The organism is Rothia sp. HMSC064D08, assembly GCF_001809525.1.
Classification (GTDB): Bacteria; Actinomycetota; Actinomycetes; order Actinomycetales; family Micrococcaceae; genus Rothia; species Rothia dentocariosa.
The window spans coordinates 441,681-460,819 of record NZ_KV797895.1; the positions used below are offsets into that span (position 1 = coordinate 441,681).

16 protein-coding genes and 1 pseudogene are annotated in these 19,139 nt (G+C 56.8%); 9 read left to right on the plus strand and 8 right to left on the minus strand.

Annotated features, from left to right (window positions below; genetic code table 11):
• Positions 1-48: 48 nt before the first annotated feature.
• From HMPREF2625_RS10915 to HMPREF2625_RS04250, 4 genes are all read right to left on the minus strand, one after another.
• The gene (locus tag HMPREF2625_RS10915; RefSeq protein WP_070522122.1) at positions 49-291 is read right to left on the minus strand and encodes a helix-turn-helix domain-containing protein; all 243 of its coding nucleotides are present in this window, start codon (positions 289-291) and stop codon (positions 49-51) included.
• A complete protein-coding gene (locus HMPREF2625_RS10920) occupies positions 267-488 on the minus strand; it encodes a hypothetical protein (protein WP_070522124.1) in 222 nt (73 codons plus the stop codon). Before HMPREF2625_RS10920 ends, HMPREF2625_RS10915 begins: the two co-directional genes overlap by 25 nt.
• A gap of 890 nt (positions 489-1,378) precedes the next feature.
• Positions 1,379-2,359, minus strand: a complete 981-nt coding sequence (locus tag HMPREF2625_RS04245; protein ID WP_070522127.1) for a metallophosphoesterase — start codon at positions 2,357-2,359, stop codon at positions 1,379-1,381.
• Between the two features lie 26 nt (positions 2,360-2,385).
• On the minus strand, positions 2,386-4,536 hold the full coding sequence (locus HMPREF2625_RS04250) for a transglycosylase domain-containing protein (protein ID WP_070522130.1): 2,151 nt from the start codon (positions 4,534-4,536) through the stop codon (positions 2,386-2,388).
• 319 nt (positions 4,537-4,855) lie between these two features.
• Here HMPREF2625_RS04250 and HMPREF2625_RS04255 point away from each other — a divergent pair, with 319 nt between their 5' ends.
• The 5 genes from HMPREF2625_RS04255 (at position 4,856) to HMPREF2625_RS04275 (ending at position 8,482) form a co-directional block, all read left to right on the plus strand.
• The gene (locus HMPREF2625_RS04255; RefSeq protein WP_004005495.1) at positions 4,856-5,062 is read left to right on the plus strand and encodes a DUF4177 domain-containing protein; all 207 of its coding nucleotides are present in this window, start codon (positions 4,856-4,858) and stop codon (positions 5,060-5,062) included.
• Between the two features lie 128 nt (positions 5,063-5,190).
• Entirely contained in the window at positions 5,191-5,673 is a 483-nt protein-coding gene (locus tag HMPREF2625_RS04260; protein WP_037231231.1) for a RidA family protein, read from the plus strand.
• A gap of 13 nt (positions 5,674-5,686) precedes the next feature.
• Positions 5,687-6,748 carry an NUDIX hydrolase gene (locus HMPREF2625_RS04265; protein ID WP_070522133.1) on the plus strand — a complete coding sequence of 354 codons (1,062 nt, stop codon included), beginning with the start codon at positions 5,687-5,689 and terminating at the stop codon, positions 6,746-6,748.
• An 84-nt stretch (positions 6,749-6,832) separates the two neighbouring features.
• Positions 6,833-7,831, plus strand: a complete 999-nt coding sequence (locus tag HMPREF2625_RS04270) for an NADP-dependent oxidoreductase (protein ID WP_070522136.1) — start codon at positions 6,833-6,835, stop codon at positions 7,829-7,831.
• A 15-nt stretch (positions 7,832-7,846) separates the two neighbouring features.
• On the plus strand, positions 7,847-8,482 hold the full coding sequence (locus HMPREF2625_RS04275) for an NAD(P)-dependent oxidoreductase (protein WP_070522139.1): 636 nt from the start codon (positions 7,847-7,849) through the stop codon (positions 8,480-8,482).
• Positions 8,483-8,878: 396 nt separating this feature from the next.
• Here the strand turns inward: HMPREF2625_RS04275 and HMPREF2625_RS04280 are convergent, their stop codons facing one another.
• Positions 8,879-9,556: a Crp/Fnr family transcriptional regulator gene (locus HMPREF2625_RS04280; RefSeq protein ID WP_004005489.1), complete on the minus strand. Its 678-nt coding sequence runs from the start codon at positions 9,554-9,556 to the stop codon at positions 8,879-8,881.
• A 370-nt stretch (positions 9,557-9,926) separates the two neighbouring features.
• Here HMPREF2625_RS04280 and HMPREF2625_RS04285 point away from each other — a divergent pair, with 370 nt between their 5' ends.
• The gene (locus HMPREF2625_RS04285; protein WP_048777868.1) at positions 9,927-11,120 is read left to right on the plus strand and encodes a MarP family serine protease; all 1,194 of its coding nucleotides are present in this window, start codon (positions 9,927-9,929) and stop codon (positions 11,118-11,120) included.
• Positions 11,121-11,313: 193 nt separating this feature from the next.
• Here HMPREF2625_RS04285 and HMPREF2625_RS04290 read toward each other — a convergent pair whose 3' ends face one another.
• The gene (locus HMPREF2625_RS04290) at positions 11,314-12,066 is read right to left on the minus strand and encodes an SDR family oxidoreductase (protein WP_070522142.1); all 753 of its coding nucleotides are present in this window, start codon (positions 12,064-12,066) and stop codon (positions 11,314-11,316) included.
• Positions 12,067-12,199: 133 nt separating this feature from the next.
• On the minus strand, positions 12,200-12,643 hold the full coding sequence (gene aroQ / locus HMPREF2625_RS04295) for a type II 3-dehydroquinate dehydratase (protein WP_004005487.1): 444 nt from the start codon (positions 12,641-12,643) through the stop codon (positions 12,200-12,202).
• Positions 12,644-12,754: 111 nt separating this feature from the next.
• Between aroQ and nth the strand changes: the two are divergent.
• Positions 12,755-13,680: pseudogene (gene nth / locus HMPREF2625_RS04300) on the plus strand (endonuclease III).
• Entirely contained in the window at positions 13,673-14,440 is a 768-nt protein-coding gene (locus HMPREF2625_RS04305; RefSeq protein ID WP_070522145.1) for an NUDIX hydrolase, read from the plus strand. Before nth ends, HMPREF2625_RS04305 begins: the two are co-directional and overlap by 8 nt.
• Before the next feature lie 65 nt (positions 14,441-14,505).
• On the opposite strand, the gene HMPREF2625_RS04310 is transcribed toward HMPREF2625_RS04305, so the two are convergent.
• Positions 14,506-16,458: a bifunctional 3'-5' exonuclease/DNA polymerase gene (locus HMPREF2625_RS04310; protein ID WP_083295614.1), complete on the minus strand. Its 1,953-nt coding sequence runs from the start codon at positions 16,456-16,458 to the stop codon at positions 14,506-14,508.
• A gap of 195 nt (positions 16,459-16,653) precedes the next feature.
• Between HMPREF2625_RS04310 and HMPREF2625_RS04315 the strand changes: the two genes are divergently transcribed.
• Complete coding sequence (locus HMPREF2625_RS04315) at positions 16,654-19,137, plus strand: PEP/pyruvate-binding domain-containing protein (protein ID WP_070522148.1); 2,484 nt, start codon at positions 16,654-16,656, stop codon at positions 19,135-19,137.
• Positions 19,138-19,139 lie beyond the last annotated feature (2 nt).

Sequence of the window (19,139 nt, forward strand, 5' to 3'; positions counted from 1 at the left end):
TGTTGAAGATAGAGACAGGCGTAGCTTATACAACATGGCGAATTGAACCTAGCCCTCATCAAGCTCAGGATGCGCACTCTGAAAGTCAAGGAGATCATGCAGCGCTTGCTTCTTCTCGATACGTCGTTGCTCGCGAAAAGCAAAAACATCCTCGCGTTTGAACCTGCGGTGAGTGCCAGCTTTATGCGAAGGTATCCGTCCTTCATCAGCCCACTTGGCAAGAGTGGGGCGGGACAGTCCCAGAATTGCGGCTGCCTCGCTGGTCGTTAAAATTTCTGGGCTGAACTGCACGGAAACATCGTGGTGAGCAAGAATAGCTTGAAATTGTGCACGAACAAAGTCGGCAACGGGTTCAGGGGCTTGTGAACCTTTTGCCCATTCGGCAGAGTCCCCTGAACCGTGAGGCTTTGGATGAACTCTTCTGATAACGGAATAATCTGTTCCTGCAGAGGTTCAGCCGCAAAAGTTCGAGTATGCTGGGCAGTCATGACTGCTACCTCCTAACTCATACATACTTGGGGATTTCTCCCTAGTTTACAGTATTTTTCGTTTGCAAACGAAAGTTATAGCTATAGAAATGCAGAGTTTTATCAAGGTTCGACGTGATGCATCCATTAATGGGCTATATGAGGGGCAGGGTTGGTGATATACAGAATCGTCTGGGCAAGTCATCGTGGGCATGTCGTAAGATTACGACATGCCCACGCTTAACACCTTCTCATAAATATCCCTTGTCTGGTTAGTTGAATTTATTTATTTGGCGTATAAAAACTATTAGGGATAATATCCCTATTATTAGTTCGTTCATGGTGTCACCTCCTTATATAAAAAAGTTTAGACAAGTCTCCAGATAGGTTTATTTATCGAGCCTGGAGACGAATATTATGAGGGCAAGAATGCCCAGAATAAGCATATCCATGAGATACACCTCCTTTCTGTGAATACTTATATTAGAGTAGCATCTAGAAAATTCACAATAGATATTGAAAATATCTCTCACGACTTGAATAGTAAAATTCAAATAAAAATCTAGTCAAGAAAAATAAAACAAGTTCACAAAGTAAAACTACTAAATAATTTACAAGGAAGAACTATCATCAAAATATCTAGCACATCAACAAGAAAAATCCCCAAGATCATGAACTAAAAACAAAAAATCTTACACCTAGCGAAGTTACTTTGAAATATCTGGAGTATGAGAAAACCAAACTAGCTATGTACACCAATGTAGAATCAATCCTGACAAAACTTGGAATCAACCTCCCTGTAAAGACTCCTTCTCTACACGCGAGCAGGTAGCTTTTGGCCGAGCAGGTAGGAAAATACTACCTGCTCGACCAAAAACCACCTGCTCGCGGAATCTGAAGGGGAAGAAAATCTACCCGTTCTTTGCCGTGAGGGTGACGAGCACCGCCTCCGGGGGACAGAAGAGGCGCACCGGCGCGAACCGTGAGGTCCCCAGCCCCGCCGAAACCTGCACCGGAACGTTGCCCTGATAGCTCACACCCTTCGCCCGCGACGGCGGCAAATCACAGTTACTCACGAGCGCACGACCGCCCGGCAGACACACCTGCCCGCCATGCGTGTGACCGGCAAAAATAAGTTCGGCACCATCCTGAACAAATCTGTGCAGAGTGCGCATATACGGTGCATGGGCAACGCCCACACGAATACTCGGCACCTCCGAAGACTCAAACGCCTGCGGTGAGAACCCCGGATGAGCATCATAACGCAGATGCGGATCATCCACCCCCGAAAAATCCAGGCGCAACCCGTTCAGCGTGATGCCGTCGTACCGGTTAATAAGCCCTACCCAGCCGCGCGACTCAAAGGCGTTATGCATACGCTCAATCGGAAGCGGCACGCGCGACCCCTCCTCAATCTCCTGAGGCGTGCGCGCCTGCCACAGATACCGTGCAGGATTCTTCAGCACCGGAGCAAAATAGCAGTTCGAGCCGGGCACAAAAACCCCCGGAAAATCCAGGAGAGGGTCAAGTGCCTCCAAGAGAGGGTCAAGCCCGCCCACATGCGAGAGGTTATCGCCCGTATTCACTACCAAATCCGGGTTCAGGCCCGCCAAAGAATGCATGAACTCGGTCTTCGCCCTCTGCCCAGGAATCATATGCATATCCGAAATATGCAGAATCCTAAAGTTCGGCGACCCCACCGGAAGCACCGCGAGAGTTTCCTCGCGCACCTGAAAATTATTCAATTCGACGAAGCGCCCATACGCCGCCGTGGCGGCCCCCAAAGCAAGCCCCGCAGCCGCAAACTTCACCATACTCTGTGTGAAGTGCGAACCACGTGCTGCTTCAGAAGCCGCCACGGATGCGCGGGCACCGGATGCGCTCTCACACATCGTGTGCCTTTCTTCAGTACGCCCTCTTAGTTACCGTTGACGTTTGTTGACGTCACCGATGCCGGGGGCTCAGTAAACTTCTCGGTATTGTACTTCGGTGCCATGGCCTGCATGAACTGCTGCCACTGGGCACCCGCATAGGTCGCACCGTCCACGTACTCCAGCACGCGACCGTTAATCGCAATACCGTTCATCGAGCGGTAACCCAGGTCGTTACTGCCCACCCACGAAGCAGTTGCCAGGCCGCGGGTGTAACCGACCATCCAGGTCTGTGAGGAGTTATCGTTCGTACCGGTCTTCGCGGCGGAAGCATCCGGCAGACCGATAGCGCGCTTAGGCGCTGAACCTCCGGAGGCAAGCACGCCCTTGAGTACGTAGCTCACACCATTAGCAATATCCGGGCTAATTGCCTGCTCACACTTAGACTCGTAAGTCTTCATGGGCGAACCGTCACTCTTAGTAATCTTCTCAAGTGGGCGCGGCTCACAGTACTTACCTTCGCTCGCGAAAGTTGCGTATGCGCTCGCCATGGTCAGCGGGGTAGCACCGTACCTGGTACCACCAATGTTTGCACTGAGCAGACCCGGATCGTACAGCTGCTGGCCCAGACCGTCGTGCAGGTGCAGCTTATTCGCCATATCGCTGATATCGCAGAGGTCGAGCTTACTGACCATCGAGTACAGGTAGGAGTTAGCCGAAACACGAATACCGTGGGTGACCGTACCCCAGGTCTGGTATCCCGGAACCGCGTTCTTGAAGGACCAGCCGTTAGCGGAGTCGCGGTAGTAGTACTTACCGCCCTCCACACAGCGGGCGTTCCACCCAAAGCTGCTTGGGTAGGATAGAGCCGTACCATCGATTTGGGCGTTCACACCTCGACCAGAGTTAATCCACTGGGACAGCACCACAGGCTTGAAGGTTGAGCCCGGCTGGAATCCGGGGGTGCCGCCATAGAGCGAATCTACGTTGAAGTTGAACTGGGTTTGCGAGTGGTCATTCGCATCCTTGGGTTTACCCCATTCGGCGTTTTGAGCCATCGCCACCACGCGACCGCTGCCAGGCTCCACACTGGTCAAAGCGGCGTTCACGTTGTTGGTGTTGGTGGAACCGGGCTGAACAGCCTCCACAGACTGTTTAGCGATCTTCTGCGCTTCGGGGTTTAGGGTACTCACAAGCTTAAAACCGCCGCGGTTGAGCAGGTTCAAACGCTCCTCAGGAGTTGCCCCGAAAGATTCGTCGAGCGCAACATAGTTCACCACGTAGTTACAGAAGAATGAGCTTTCGCCCGCAACAGAGCAGCCCTTCTCAGGCGGATGAACATTGAGCTTAATAGGCGATGCAATGGCTTCATCGTATTCTTGCTGTGAAATCTTACCGTCACGAAGCATGGTGCCAAGCACCACATCGCGGCGTTCACGCGCCAGATCGGGGTGGGTTGTTGGGTCATAGGTGTTCGGTGACTGCACCAGACCCGCGAGAAGGGCCGATTGGGCTACCGAAAGATCCTTCGCGGAAATACCCCAGTAGTATTGGGCCGCCGCCTCAACACCGTAGTTGGTGCCGCCCAAGTTCACGATGTTCAGATAGCCCTCAAGAATCTCGTCTTTAGACTTGTTCTGCTCCATCGAGATAGCGAGCTTCATCTCTTTGATCTTATCGAGATAGCCTTTATTCCCGCCTAGGGTTGTGGGGTCTGCGCCGCGCTGCACATCGGAATCAACGATCAGGTTGTTCACGTACTGCTGCGTGAGCGTCGATGCACCCTGACGCTTCTTCGGGTTCAGGAAGTTATTCGCAAACGCACGACCAATGCCGATAGCTGATACGGCGCCGTGGTTGTAGAAGTCGCGGTCTTCCACCGAGATAATGGCATCACGCATATGCGGTGACATCTGATCGAGCTTAACCTCTGTACGGTTTTCCTCGAAGAAGGTCGCAAGCTCGGTCTTACCATCAGAGGCGTACAGGGTTGATGGGCGTGAGAAAGGACCTTCTGAAATATCTTCCGGAAGATCCTGGAACCACGCCATTGAGGCATTAGCGACCATGCCAACACCTACCGCCGGGGGTACCACGATAATTGCTACCAAGAACCCGGCAATGATACTGAACGCCACAAACTGCAAAAAGTCACTGGGGCGACGCCGTTGCGCGCGCGATTTTTTTCGTGAAGCCATTCATTCAGTTTAGCGGATACACCTGAGAACGCATCCCTCAAAAGGGTTAAACTCTAGGTTTAACTTGCCGGTTTCCCGTCTTCGCGGGCAACGCGCCGGATGCGCATCCTTGGTTATATCGTGAAAACACCGCGTCTATGTCCCGAAAATCCGCGGTATCTCGCGGGTTATGTACTCTGTGCGGGGCTGACCGGCGTATCCGGTGCACGAGGTGACCGTTCGGCGTCACGTTCTGCCCCTTTGTTACGCCTAGAGCGTTGAACCTGCAATAGAGTGCAATGACCTTGTTCGAGCCGGGGAACAGGACTACCCTAGAGCTATGAAGAAATGGGAATATTTGACTGTGCCGTTGATCGTGCACACCACCAAGGCAATCCTTGATAACTACGGTGAGGAAGGGTGGGAACTCGTTGCGGTTCTGCCCGGTGCACCCGCACCCAGCGGACCGAACCCCGCAGGTAACATGGTGGCACCCACCCAGGGTAACCCCATCGCCTACCTCAAGCGCGAGAAAGTTGAAGGCTAAAGCCTTGCACCACGCCCGGTAACCTGAATCCTCCGGTTGCCGGGTTTAGCGTCCCTTTTGCGATATGCTTCTACAAACACTACATATATGCGGCGCACGTGCCACCAACCACATCCCTGGAGAACCCCATGACTGAATCCCGTTATGAACTGAGCATTCGTGAACTCGGCTACCAACTTCCCGAAGTCGCAGCCCCTGTCGCCGCCTATGTACCCGCCGTGGTGAGCGGGAATTATGTTTATACCTCCGGGCAGCTTCCATTCGTCAGCGGTCAGCTGCCCGCCACCGGTAAAGTCTCGGATTCGGGTGACCCAACATTCGTGACCCCTCAGGACGCCAAGAAGTACGCCGCCATTGCAGTGCTGAATGCGCTTGCCGCTGTGAAGTCCGTTATCGGCGATCTTGATCGGGTGAAGAAGGTCGTGAAAGTTGTGGGGTTCGTGGCATCAGACCCGGAATTTACCGGTCAGCCCGGCGTAATCAACGGCGCCTCTGAGCTGTTGGGTGAGATCTTTGGTGAGGCTGGTACGCATGCCCGCTCGGCGGTCGGTGTTCCGGTGCTTCCGCTGGACTCTCCCGTTGAGGTTGAAATCATCGTCGAGTACGTCTAATATTCTCAGGATCATGACTACGACACCTTCTCAGAAGCTGTACACCGGAGTAGTTCCGGTGGTTGGTGAAGAACGGAAGCCGCGCATCTTTACCGGGCGGTCTTCTGCACCTGCCGCACGCACCGAACAGATTCAGCGTCTTTATAAAATCCCGGAGTTTATGCGCACCGCCGCCGAAACATGGGTATCCGAAGGCGGTGAGGATGCGGGGGCATGCTCGCTCCGCCAAGCGGCATCAGTCATCTTTGTGCGTGACGGCGAAGACGGTCTTGAAACCATTCTGACCTACCGTCCGGGGTCTTCACCCTTGGGTGTTGTCGCTTTTCCGGGCGGTACTGTGACCCCTGGTGACGACGACGCAACCCCCTGGTATGGTCCGACCCCCGATGAATGGTCTGCCAAGTTCAAATTCAAAAATGTAACCTGCGCGCGCCGCACCGTGATCGCTGCTATTCGCGAGTCCTTTGAAGAGACCGGTCTGCTTCTTGCCGGTGAGGACGGGCAGAACGTCGCCGAAAGCGGCGCGGGTGAAGAACAGATGAGTCAGCGTGAGGCAATCGCCGATCAAGACAAGAGCTTCGGGCAGTTCCTAACCTCAAGCGGGCTGAAACTGCGTACAGACCTGTTGCGCCCGGTATCGCGTTGGCAGTCGCCAGACTTCTTCCATAAACGCTACGACATCGCCTATTTCACCACGGTTGTTCCCGTGGGACAGAACGCCAAGCTGCTGGAAGGCAAAGGTGTGTGGGGCAGCTGGGTGAATGTGCGCACGCTCATGGAGAGTAAGGATACTTCGGAACTGGGGGATCGTATCGGGCAGCCGAATACGGTGGGTAAGACCCTTGAGGAACTGGTGACTCCCGCCGTGATGTGCATGCTTGAGTCGCTCGCCGCCTCAGAAACCGGGGTATCGTGGCTGGCAAAGCGTCGTACCGTTGAGGTGAAGAAACCCGTGCTCGTGAAGAACGACGGCGCGTGTATGCTTTCGTTTACCGAAGTTGTGCCGGTGTCATCTAAAACAGGAACGCTTGGCACAGTCGGTCCACTCAGGTCGACCTCTGTTGCCCCCTCATAAAACTTGGAAGGCCGGATTTTCCGCAATGTGTGGAGAATCCGGCCTTTGTTGTAGGCAGATAGTCACAGTGAAAGGAAAAATCTCATGATTCGCAAAATTCAGTACAACGCCTATGGCGATCCCAGCGTCCTAGAAATGGTTGAGACAGATGAGCCTACGCCGGGGGAGGACGAGGTTCGTGTGACGGTCAAAGCGGTTGGACTGAACCCCATAGATCTGAAAACCTTTGAGGGGTATAAGCCGCTTCGTGTCGCAGAGACTAGCAACCGTTTGCGTCACCCGTCCTGGTGGTTTGGCCGCGGTCCCGCACGTTTTCCGAAGGGCGTGGGGCGTGATTTTTCAGGCGTGATAGATGCCCTCGGCCCCGGTGTGAACAATGTTGCTGTGGGCGATACGGTACTGGGAACCCTGCGCAGCGCTCCCGGCTCCGGCGTGACGGAAGGCTCCCTGGCTGAGAAACTGGTGACTTCTACCCAGAATATTGTTGCGAAACCTGAGAACCTGAACTTTGAGGTTGCCGCAGCCTTGGGCGTCGCCGGGGAGAGCGCATGTGGGGCGTTCCGTGCAATCGATCTGAAACCCGAGGATGTGCTGGTTATCAGTGCCGCATCCGGCGGTGTGGGAGCCGTGGCGGTTCAGCTTGCGGTGCATCGGGGAACAACAGTTATCGGTATCGCATCGGAGAAAAACGCGGAGTTTGTGCGCTCTCTGGGGGCTATTCCGGTTGCATACGGTGACGGTTTGAAGGAGCGTATTCTCAAGGCTGCCCCGGCCCCGATTACGAAAATGCTTGACTGCTACGGCGGGGACTATATTCCGTTAGGGGCAGAGCTCGGACTGAAAGGGCCCGCGATGGGCACGCTGATTCCTACACCGAAGGCGATGATGAAGGGCGCACAGTTTACGGGGGCGCGGCATGCTCAGCCCGGTGACCTGAAAGAAGTCGCCGATCTGGTGGCATCGGGAGATATTGACGTGACCTTAGCGCATGTGTACCCGTTCAAACTTGATTCCATCCGTGACGGCTATAAGGAACTGGGCACGGGGCATGTGCGCGGTAAACTTGTGGTCACTATTCCCTAACAAAAGTCGAAAACTATGAAAATTTTAGTATCTGGTGCTACCGGAAACGTGGGTCGTTTGGTCGTGGAACAGGCGCTTGCGCGTGGTCATGAGGTAGTTGCACTTGCCCGGAATCCGCAGAATCTTCAGCTTGAACACCCGAACCTAACCACGGGCGCTGTAGATATTCTTGATGCTCAGGCCCTCAAACCCTGGCTTCAAGGCGTAGATGCGGTCATCAGTACCGTAGGGATTGGAACCTCGAAAACGCCGACAACCCTTTACTCTGCCGGGACAAAGAATCTTCTGGACGCTATGCAAGAGCACGGGGTATCACGTTTGGTTGTGATCTCTTCGGAGGTCGCCGAACATTGGGCTCATCAAGGGCTCTTCAAGCTCTGGGTGGTATTGCCGCTGCTGCAGCACTTTTTGGGTGCAACCTACGATGATATGCGGCGTATGGATGTGGTTTTGTGGGAAAGCACTGCGCAGTGGACGGCGGTGCGTGCCCCTCGCATTCAGCCGATGAAAGCTAAAGGCTCTTATCGGCTAGATGCCAACATGCCGCTTCGAGGCGGCTGGATGATTACTCCAGCGGATATGGCGACTGCGTTGCTCGATATTGCCGAACGTGAGGATCTGAACCGGCAGCACGTCTACGTTGCTAACTAGGAGATACCTCGCGAAGAACCGTCTGGGCACGTGAACACAGGGAAAACGTTTATCCCGGTGGGATACTCATCATTCGCTTTACAAGGGGACCCGTATCGCCTGGAGGCGATCCACCCTTAGGCACTTATGACGAGTATCCCATCAGAAACATCTGACTTGCCTCACTCTCGCTTGGGCTCAGGAGGATATCCGCAACGAGCGCCTAAGGCTGTCATCCACGGCAAAGCGAAGCGGCACCGGGGATGACTGGTCGTCTTGTCAAGCGAGTGTGGAGTATCCTCCTGAGCCTTGGAACTGATTCGATGCAGAGCACGCAAAAACCGCATCCGAAATCGTTGAATAACACGACGTATCGGATGCGGTTTTCTGTAAAGACTTTGCGCGCTGTCAGAGAGCTTAGCGCGAGCGTTGGCGCAGTCGCGGCAAATCGAGAATCACGACTGCGCGAGCCTCTAGGCGAATCCAACCGCGGGAAACGAACTCTGCCAGTGCCTTATTAACGGTCTCGCGGGATGCACCGACAAGCTGTGCCAGCTCTTCCTGGGTGAGTTCGTGGGCAACGAGGATGCCGTCGGTTGCGGGGCGCCCAAAGCGGTCTGCAAGGTCGAGGAGAGCCTTAGCGAGGCGACCGGGGACGTCAGAGAAGACAAGGTCTGCCAGCGCTTCGTTGGAATGGCGCAGGCGGCGTGCCAGGGTTTTGATAACCTGGTCGGAGATGCTGGGATCCTGTCGCTGTGCACGTTTGAAGGATTCGTGCTTGATAGCAGCCAGGCGTGTTTCGGAAACCGCTACGGCATTGGTGGAGCGGGGCGATGGGTCGAAGAGCGCCATCTCGCCGAAGACGTCGCCGGGTCCCATGAGTGCAACCATGTTTTCGCGCCCATCTGCGGCGGTGCGCCCGAGCTTGACCTTGCCGGAGAGCACAGCGAAGAGCTGGTCGCCCTGGTCACCCTCGTAGAAGAGCACGGCGTTGCGGGACAAATCAATTTCTTGGATATCGTCTGTAAGCAGCTTGAACGCGGCGTCATCGAGAGTCGCGAAAAGCGGGGAACGACGAAGGATATCGAGATCCATAGTTACTCCTTGAGTGGGATAGCGGGCGATTCTTTCGCTCGAAAATCTGTGCGTCACACGGTCGCATCTGCGAGACGGATACGATGTGAACCGCATCGCTGGTGTGTGACATATTCAACTAATACTAATACTGAGCGTACCTCATATTTTTTATTTCCGCATCTAAAAAACAACATCCAGGAGGAAAAGTTTTCTGCGCTTACGGGGAAAACTTAAGAAATTCACAGCTTCGCACTCTAGCATCAGCATGTACAGTGTGAGAGGGCGTTGAGCAGCGCACGAACTCTTCGACTTCTCTCATGCTCAGGCGTGCCTTCCGGACGCGCCGTGCGGATTCACCGCATTTTAGTATTCACCAAGGAGGACGCTCATGTCAGCAACTTTTAGCCCCCTTGACATTATTATTCCTGTCATTCTCGTGCTTTATTTCATCGCCGGTCTGCGCAGTGGCTTCTTCACCACGCTAGGCACCTTTATTGGTCTTGCTCTAGGCGTATGCGCCGCCGCGTGGCTCATCCCGCTTGCCGTTGCGGCTGTGGGATCTAAATGGGGGCTGATTACCGCTATCGGTATCCTGATCCTCTGCCTAACGCTGGGGCAGTGGTTGGGACTCATTGGCGGCCGTAGCCTGCGCCGCGTCACAGATATAACCCCGCTTAAAGGCGTGGAACGTTTCTTTGGCGGCGTGCTCAATGTTGCCGCCTGCGCGCTTGTGCTCGTGGTTTTGACGCTCACGATGCGCACCGTACCCCTGCCGCAGTTCAACGCCGCGTTGAACAACTCAAAGACCCTCTCATGGATGGTCGAGAACACCCCGGATGGTCTGCGCAACGGTATCGAAAATATTCGTAACGATGTGCTCGCATCCGGCACTATTCCCGAGGTGCGCCAGCTGATTGCCCCAGAAACTAGCGCACCAACCCAGGGCGTAGAGACGGAGGCTCTCGATAACGCCTCTGCCTCTGTAGTGCAGATTCTTGGCGCCGCCGAACAGTGCGGATACACTTCAACCGGTTCCGGGTTCGTGGTGGATCATGGGCTTATCGCAACGAACGCACACGTGCTTTCGGGCGTGAACTCGCCTATGGTGAGGGATCAGCGCGGGCGCACCTGGCAGGGCGAGGTGGTCTATATGGATACCGCCCAGGATCTTGCCTTTATCCGCGTGCCCGGGATGAACCTGGATCCGCTGCCGATCGGCAGGAACGCTAATCCTGGCGAGACCGTAACCTTCATGGGTTACCCCCAGGGCGGACCGTTCAAGGCGCTCCCTGCGACCGTGCAGGGTGTGGGCAATACCCAGACCATTGATGTAGAGACCGGTAAGCCTAACCCGATGCGCCAGGTCTACCAGCTTGCCGCAGATGTGCAGCACGGTAACTCCGGCGGGCCTGTTCTTGACGAAAACGGTAACGTTGTGGGCGTGGTCTTCGGTAAAGCTCCCGACGGTGAAAGCAGCACGGGGCAGACCGGTTATGCGATAACCGCATCCACCCTGAAGCAGGCGCTTGAGGCTGGCGGCAGCAACACCGCTTCCGTGGCGACCGGAACCTGCAAGAACTAACTGCTGTAACACGATAAACGCATAACGTTATCGCTGGGTAACCGTGCGATGACAACCAAGATATAAGGTGCCTCACGTATCCTTACCATTGGATGCGTGAGGCACCTTTGTGTGCCCGCCCCACCGCTCGGCGCTGAGGCTCTACGACGAACCTTCTCGGTTCTACTCAGACTCTAGATGCTGTGCCAATACGTCACCTGTTTGTGGGTGTCTGATCCTCCGCCCACTGAGCGACCGTGGGCCCAAGTAACTCTGCATTCTTGGGGGCAAGCAGAACACCCTCAGCGAGCGCATCTAAGACAGGATCTACAACGCTTACTTCTCGACGATCACCTATGGCGTGCAGGTAGGTTTGGGTCAGTTCTGGAAGCCAAATTTGCTCGGGCCCAGCGATCTGCCGGTTGCGCGGGCTTTCGGTCGCAGTTTGAACGAGTACCTTTGCCACAGTCTCCACAGCGATGGGTTGAATCAGCCAGTTTTGAACCTTCACGTTGGTCTCGGTCTGTGTGACGGCTGCAGGGTTAAGAGCGAACTCCATCCACTGCGCAGAACGGACGATGGAGTGCGGAAGGGAACTGTCCTCTAAAACCTTCTCCTGCGCTCGCTTGGCGAGATAGTAGTCAAAATCGTCGAATGCGGGGTGGTCAATATTGCAGATGGAAAGGTGAACCAGATGCTGTACCCCAGCATGCTGGCAGGCTTTCTCTAGGGTTTTGGTAACGTCTGAAAAAGTATCAACCAGGCTGGCCGCGGGGTCTGCTGGAAAAGCGTTGGACGTGTCGATGACCACCTGGGCGCCGTTCAGAGCCTCAGCTAGTCCTTCTCCGGTATGCAGATCGATGCCTGTGGCACGAGAGAGAGCAATGACCTCGTGACCTGCTTGCTGGGCGGCGTGAGCGGTGGCGCGACCAGCTGTTCCGGTGGCACCTACAAGAGCGATCTTCATGTGTCCTCCTTAAGAAGTCTTTCAGGGGTGGGTACACCTTCCCGCTGTGGAATCGAAAAATGCGGGTTGGTTAATCGTAGCTACCCCTAGAACAGAACGTAACCCATCTGGGTGCTTCAATTAACGCAGAAATCTACTCCGACTCTAGATGCTGCGCCAAGAAATCTACCGCCATCACGTACCCGTAGGCGCCTGCCCCGGCGATCACCGCTGTTGCCTGCGGGGACACATACGAATGGTGCCTAAACTCCTCGCGTCGGTGCACATTCGAGAGGTGAACCTCGACGACGGGCAGCTCGGCGGCCTCCAGTGCATCGTGAAGCGCCACCGACGTGTGCGTGTACGCCGCCGGGTTGATAATAATCGCCGCGCCACGGGTGCGTGCACGCTGAATCTCATCCACCAGCACACCCTCATGATTGGACTGCATAAACTCAATATCGAAGCCGTGCAGGGCGGCGCGCTCGCGCACCATCAGTTCAATATCGTGCAGGGTCGTGTACCCGTAGACCTCGGGGCGACGCTGCCCCAGCAGATTCAGATTAGGGCCGTTCAGAACAAAAATCGTTGCAGACATACCCCTAGTGTGGCATATTTACCCGCTCAAAAGCGGCAGAAACTGTGCGGTAACGGCGAACTTCGGTACCCCTAGCTGGGAAAAGCAGACAAAAAACGGTAGGCTCGCGCTATGAGCGCATCCGCACCGAAAAGCACCACCGACACAGCCCCAGAGCTACAGCTCACCGAAGAAGAACGTGAGCTGCTAAGCATCCGCACCGTGCCCGAGTTTGAGGCAGCACAGGCGGCACGCCGCCGCGCGAAAGCACTCGCCAAAGCCCCCGAAAGTCACCTTGCCACCGTGCGCCGCGCCCGCAAAATTAACCGTATCCTGGGCGAAACTTACCCCTACGCCGTGGCTGAACTCGACTTCACGAACGCCTTTGAACTGCTGATCGCCACGGTGCTCTCGGCGCAAACTACCGATGTGCGCGTCAATCAAGTAACCCCGGCGCTCTTCGCCCGCTACCCGGATGCGCCTGCCCTCGCCGCCGCCACCGAAGAAGAGGTCGAACCCTATATTCAATCCCTCGGGTTCTACCGCGCCAAAGCGAAATCTATCGTCAAACTCGCCCGCCAGCTCACAGACGACTACGACGGAGAAGTGCCCGGAACACTCGATAAACTGGTGAAACTGGCAGGAGTCGGGCGCAAAACCGCAAACGTGGTACTCGGTAACGCTTTCGGGGTACCCGGGCTGACCGTCGATACCCATTTCGGCAGGCTCGCGCGGCGCATGGGATTCACCACCGAAGACGATCCCGTCAAAGTCGAACACGACGTTGCCGAGCTTATCGAACGCGCGAATGGACCGACTTCTCACACCGCATGGTCTACCATGGGCGGCGCATCTGCCACGCCCGCAAACCCGCCTGCGGGGTCTGCCCCATCGCCGACCTGTGCCCATCCTGGGGTGAAGGCGAGACGGACGAAACCAAAGCGCGTAAACTCATGAAATATGAAATGGCACCCGGTCGCGAACGCCTGCATCTGCGCTTCCTCACCGGTGCCACACGCCGCCAACTGCACGCCGAAGGATACCCGCTGAGTGCCTAACACCCTGAACACCGCCGCCGAACAAGCCCGCGATGCACTCGCGAACCTTGCCGCAGGAAAACTCGATTTCAAGATAGAATCCCTCATGCGGTACGCACCCACCAGTACCCTCTCCAAAGAGGCGGCAGTGCTCGTTCTCTTCGGAGTACTCGATGATGAACCGAGCGCATCCGCAGACTTTGACGGATGCCCGGACTGCGTGGGAGAGAACCTGGACGTTCTGCTTTTGGTGCGGGCGGATACTCTGCGCTCACACGCCGGGCAGCCTGCATTCCCGGGCGGCAAAATCGACCCCGAGGATTACGAACTGGCGCGCCAGCAGGGAGTTCCGGTGGGGCGCATCGCCGCCCTGCGCGAGGCCGTGGAAGAGACCGGTCTTGACCCTGCGGGTGTTGAAATTCTGGGGGAGCTGCCGACCCTGCCGCTTGCCGTGAGCGATTTCAGGGTGACCCCGGTGCTGGGGTGGTGGGCTTCACCCACGCGGGTTGGCGTGGTCGATACGAACGAGTCTGCCCTGATTGCGCGGGTGCCCGTGCGAGATTTGCTCAACCCCGCCAACCGGCATACGGCATATGTGAAGCGCGGGCGCATAACCCATAAAACCCCGGCGTTTGAGGTCGTGCACTCTGGCGGTGATGCGCGGGTCGAGTTCACCGTGTGGGGATTCACTGCGATCGTGCTCGATAAGATTTTTGATGCGCTCACCTGGACAGTACCGTGGGATGCTTCGGTACTTAAACCTGCGCCCGCATCTGGGTAAGCAGCCGTTGGCGGGTGTCTAAAGGCTCGCGGGAGGGAAGAGAAACGAGCGTAGGCGGCGTGGACCTATTTACCTTCGGCATAGTTGGTTGTGACCGTCACTGAGACTGGGAATTCCACCGGCACCGTCCCGAAAAGCAGGCGCGCCGCCTCTGCAGCAGACTCCCGCAGAATCCTCTCGACACGCTCCGCCTCAAGCTTGGGGCCGCACAGCAGCAGCTCATCGTGCAGAAAATAGACAATTTTGGTGCGCATAGGCATGCCGAAAACCGTCTCGGTCAGCAGACGCGAACGCACCCTGCCCATCCAGCACAGCGCCCATTCCGCAGCCGTTCCCTGCACCACAAAGTTGCGGGTCATACGCCCGTAAGAGCGCGAAAGTGAGACAGCACGCGACTCCGCCGCCGGGGTAGAACGGTCTGCGACCGTCCGTTTGAAACGTTCGTCTGGCGCGGGTGAGGTGCGCCCCAAAAAGGTGGTGACCTGCCCGCCGACCTCGCCGATGCGCGCCGCACGTTCCGTAAACTCCATCGCACGCGGAAAAAGCTTGGCAACATGCGGCAGCAGCGCCCCAATTTCTCCGCTGCGCCCGCCGTACATAATGGCGAGAAGCCCCACCTTAGCCTGTGCGCGTTCGGTGAGCGCCACGCCCTCAAGCCGGGCGAGTTCGGCGATTCCCGCATACATATCGGTGCCGCGGCCCGCCGATGCCAGCGCCTCGTCGTGGCTGAGCGCCGCCAGGATACGCGGCTCAATCTGCGAACCGTCAGAAACGAGAAAAACCTCGCCTTCGGGCGCTAGAATTGCCGAACGGATCTCGGCGGGAAGCTGCAGAGCCCCGCCGCCGGATGCGCCCCACCGCCCGGTCGCGGCGCCTCCAACTTCAAGATGCGGGCGAAAACGACCGTTGCGCACCCAGGAATCCGCCCAAGACCACCCGTTCGCCGTAAAGATGCGGTACAGCTTCTTGTACCTGAGGATGGGCTCGATGAGCGCCCACCGCCGTTCCCGCTGCGTGGCAGTCTCCTCAGCCCAGCCCTTGAGCACATAGGAGCGGGTACTGGGCACATTCACCCCGGCGGCGTGAAGCGCGCGTAAAAGTTCCTGCGGGGAATCTGGATTCAGATGGGGCGCGAAAAGGTCGGCACGAATCTGCTCGGCAAGCTCCATCAGCTTGGCGGGATGCTCGCCTTTAGGCGGGCGCGGGCCCAAAATCTCAGTCAAATGGGCATCATGCACGGCGGTATCAAAAGGAATGCCGTAGTATTCGATTTCTGCCGCGACCAGGGATCCTGCCGATTCCGCCGCCGCCAATAACCGCAGCCTTTCGGGATGCGCACCGGTGGCGATCGCCCGCAGCTGCGCGGTAAATTCATCGAGATGCTGGTGCACCAACTCGGTATCTGCCGATGTCAGCGTTGGGGGCGCCGCCTCATGACCAGATACAGTATTTTCCTCAGCCGCCGTCAAAAAGTCGTCCCCGAAAAGCTCACCCTGACCGGCAATTTGGCGTGCGACGGGCAGCTTACCTGCAGGTTTTTCGACAGTATCCTGCGCCAGGTCGAGAACGGGTTCATAACGAACATGCCCGCTCGGGTGAGTACTCGCGGTGAGCAAAATTCGCTGTACCAAGCGCATATCGTGGCACAGCTGAACCCGCACCCCTTTGCGCAGTAGAATAGGCGCAATCGTGCGGGTGTCAGCCCATATCCAGCGTGCGTGCGGTTGCTTCGACTCGGGGTTAATGCGCGGGTCAGAGCGGCGTTCAACTTCGCGCACATAGGCGGGCAGATTCCCGGTACTCACGCGGTCGGCGCGCAGAATATTGAGCTTCGTGTGCATGCCGGTCAGTTGCGCCGGGGCGAGAGATTCGACGTGAAAAACTCCCCAAAAAGCGGGGGAGGATGGGGAACCATGCCCCGATGTTCCCGTGACCGTGTGGGCACGCGCGGGATGCGCATCCAGCGGAATGACCGAACCGCTGGCGGGCGCATCGAGGGGAACAACGAGAATGTACACATTCCTATTATCGGTGAGAGAACCCCGAATATGCGAAGACGGTTATGCGTGAACCTGCATGTCAGGGCGAATTCGATGACAGCAATCTATGTCCAAACACCGCTGCGGCAGATATTCTAAAAGAATAGAGAAACGCTTTGCCGTTGAGACAGGACAAAGAGCGACACGAAGCACGATTAAGGCGGTGATCGGACGATGAAGGCTCCACACGAACAAGAGACGACCGCGTTCATATCCTGGTTCCGGCGAGGTCATCCCTCCGGGGACGCTCAGGTAGTCAGCGTCGGCGGCAAGGGAGCCAACCTTATAACGATGCATCGCGCCGGTCTGAACGTGCCGCCAGGATTTTGCGTGACAACCGACGCCTACAGGGCAGCCGTCGCACCGATTGCTGAAGATATTATTCACGAGGCAACCGGTACGAACTCTCACGCTGCACGAGAGCTGATCCTGAAGCAGGAAGTCCCGCGTGCCGTGCGAGATGCCGTCATCGAGGCTTATCGGGCGCTGGGATCGCCGGTTGTGGCGGTACGTTCATCAGCGACAACGGAAGACCTGGACAGCGCGAGTTTCGCGGGGCAGCAGGATACCTATCTCGGTGTGCAGGGAGAAGAGTCTGTTGTCGATGCTCTAAGGCGATGCTGGGCGTCCCTCTGGACGGATCGGGCAGTGGCATACCGCACAGAAGCCGGGTTCTCCCACGAATCGGCGGAACTTGCCGTGGTAGTGCAGGAAATGGTCGCTGCAGACGTGGCGGGCGTCTTATTTACGGCAGATCCTATCTCTGGCATGACGGACCGGATGCTCGTCAGCGCCTCCTACGGTCTTGGCGAGTCCGTCGTCGCCGCCCACGTCAACCCGGATACATTTACGCTGGACTCACAGGGGCACGCCGTCGAGACGATCATCGGGGATAAAGAAACGCGCATCGACCTCGACCACACTGGCGGGACTAAGAGAAGCCCGGTTCCACCGAATGATCGCGCGGCTTCATGCCTGTCAGACTCCGATCTTCGACGGCTCCATGCTCTCGGGCGGCAGGTATCCGCCTATTACAACGCACCCCAAGATATCGAGTGGGGTATATGCGGCGATGAGCTCTACCTCTTGCAGACTCGACCGATTACATCTTTATCGAATCTGTCGAACACCGACTCGGGACACGGACCTGCACAGTCAAAGATTCTGCAGATGATGCGTGATGACCTGATCGAGCATTATCCCGCACCGTATCCCCTGGACATCATGCCCGTGCGCAAGGTACAGCAGGAAGTTCAGCAAGTTCTCGGTTCCTTCGGTGTGGATACACCACCCGTTGATCGTGTTATCCGCATCAGCGATGACGGGATTGCGAGCATCCACGCAACGTGGCCGCGTGTTTCGCCGCGCATCGTAACGCACTTGCCGCGCACGATTCGACAGGCCTTTTCGTCGGCGAATCCCGACTGGGATGCAGATTCGCTGGACTGGAAACATGAACTTGAAGCATTCCAGGCGGATAACCGGACGCTTGAGAGTATAACCGACCGTGATCTGATTGCGCGGAGCCACCGTGCGGTTGATGCGGCAGCTGAGCTTACGCTCGCTCGCTTCTCGCGCTACCTCATGCCGCTAATGTTCAAACGTGCTGAGGCGGATGTGATGATGAAAATTGCGCGGCTCGGCCCGAGCGTCACCACCGAGGATTTATTCGCGAACCTCGATTTTGTGACGGCACATATCGACCGTGAGATTTCGCGTCTCTGCGAGCGCGCCCGCGAACTCGGTCTCGACGACGTCCTTGTGGAAACGGATAACCCGGTTGAATCTCTCTCGAAGCACGCCAACGGGCCAGCGTTTCTCGAAGAGGTTCAGCAGACGCTGTCGCGGATTGGGGCGCGCACACCGCGCATGTACCTGCCCTATTCAAGCAGGTCTTGGGGCGAGAACCCCGAATCATTTTTCACACTGATTGCCGCCGGCATTCGTGGCAGGCACACCATGGATGCAGATCGGGCCGATAAACGTCAGCTTGTGCGCAGCCGACTGCCACGGTTCCTGCATAAACGTTGGGATAAGACGGTCACCGCGCTGCGGGCTCTGCATGTCGCACGTGAAGGCTCTCTGTACCTTATTGAGGAATGGTTTGTTGAGGCTCGTAGGGTCATGGACGAGATCGCACATCGACTCGTTGAACGCGGCATCTTGGCGAATCCCTCAGATGTAACCTATGCGCTATTTGATGAGGTAGAATCTGCGCTGCTTGCAGAAGAACCGTCCTCCGATCTGCAGCAGAGGATTTCGCGCCGAAAGCAGAAGCGCACAACCGCTGAAACCTTGTGGTGGGAGCGAGGGAATCACCGGTCCGAGACGGACGGCATCAAAGGGGTTGGCGCGAGTCCAGGGGTGACGATGGGCACGGCACGGGTTATCCACGGGCCGGAAGAGTTCGGGCTGCTGGAACCGGGCGAAGTGCTCGTGTGCCGGTACACCGATCCCACCTGGACCCCACTGTTCAATGTGGCTGCCGCCGTGGTGGCTGATACTGGAGGTCCGCTTTCTCACGCGGCTATCGTTGCGCGCGAGGTCGGGATTCCCGCTGTACTTGGCACTCAATCCGGTACGCAGGATATTGTGTCGGGTCAGACGATTCGGGTCGATGGGAACACAGGACTGGTTACACCGGTCGAAAGTGAGTGAGG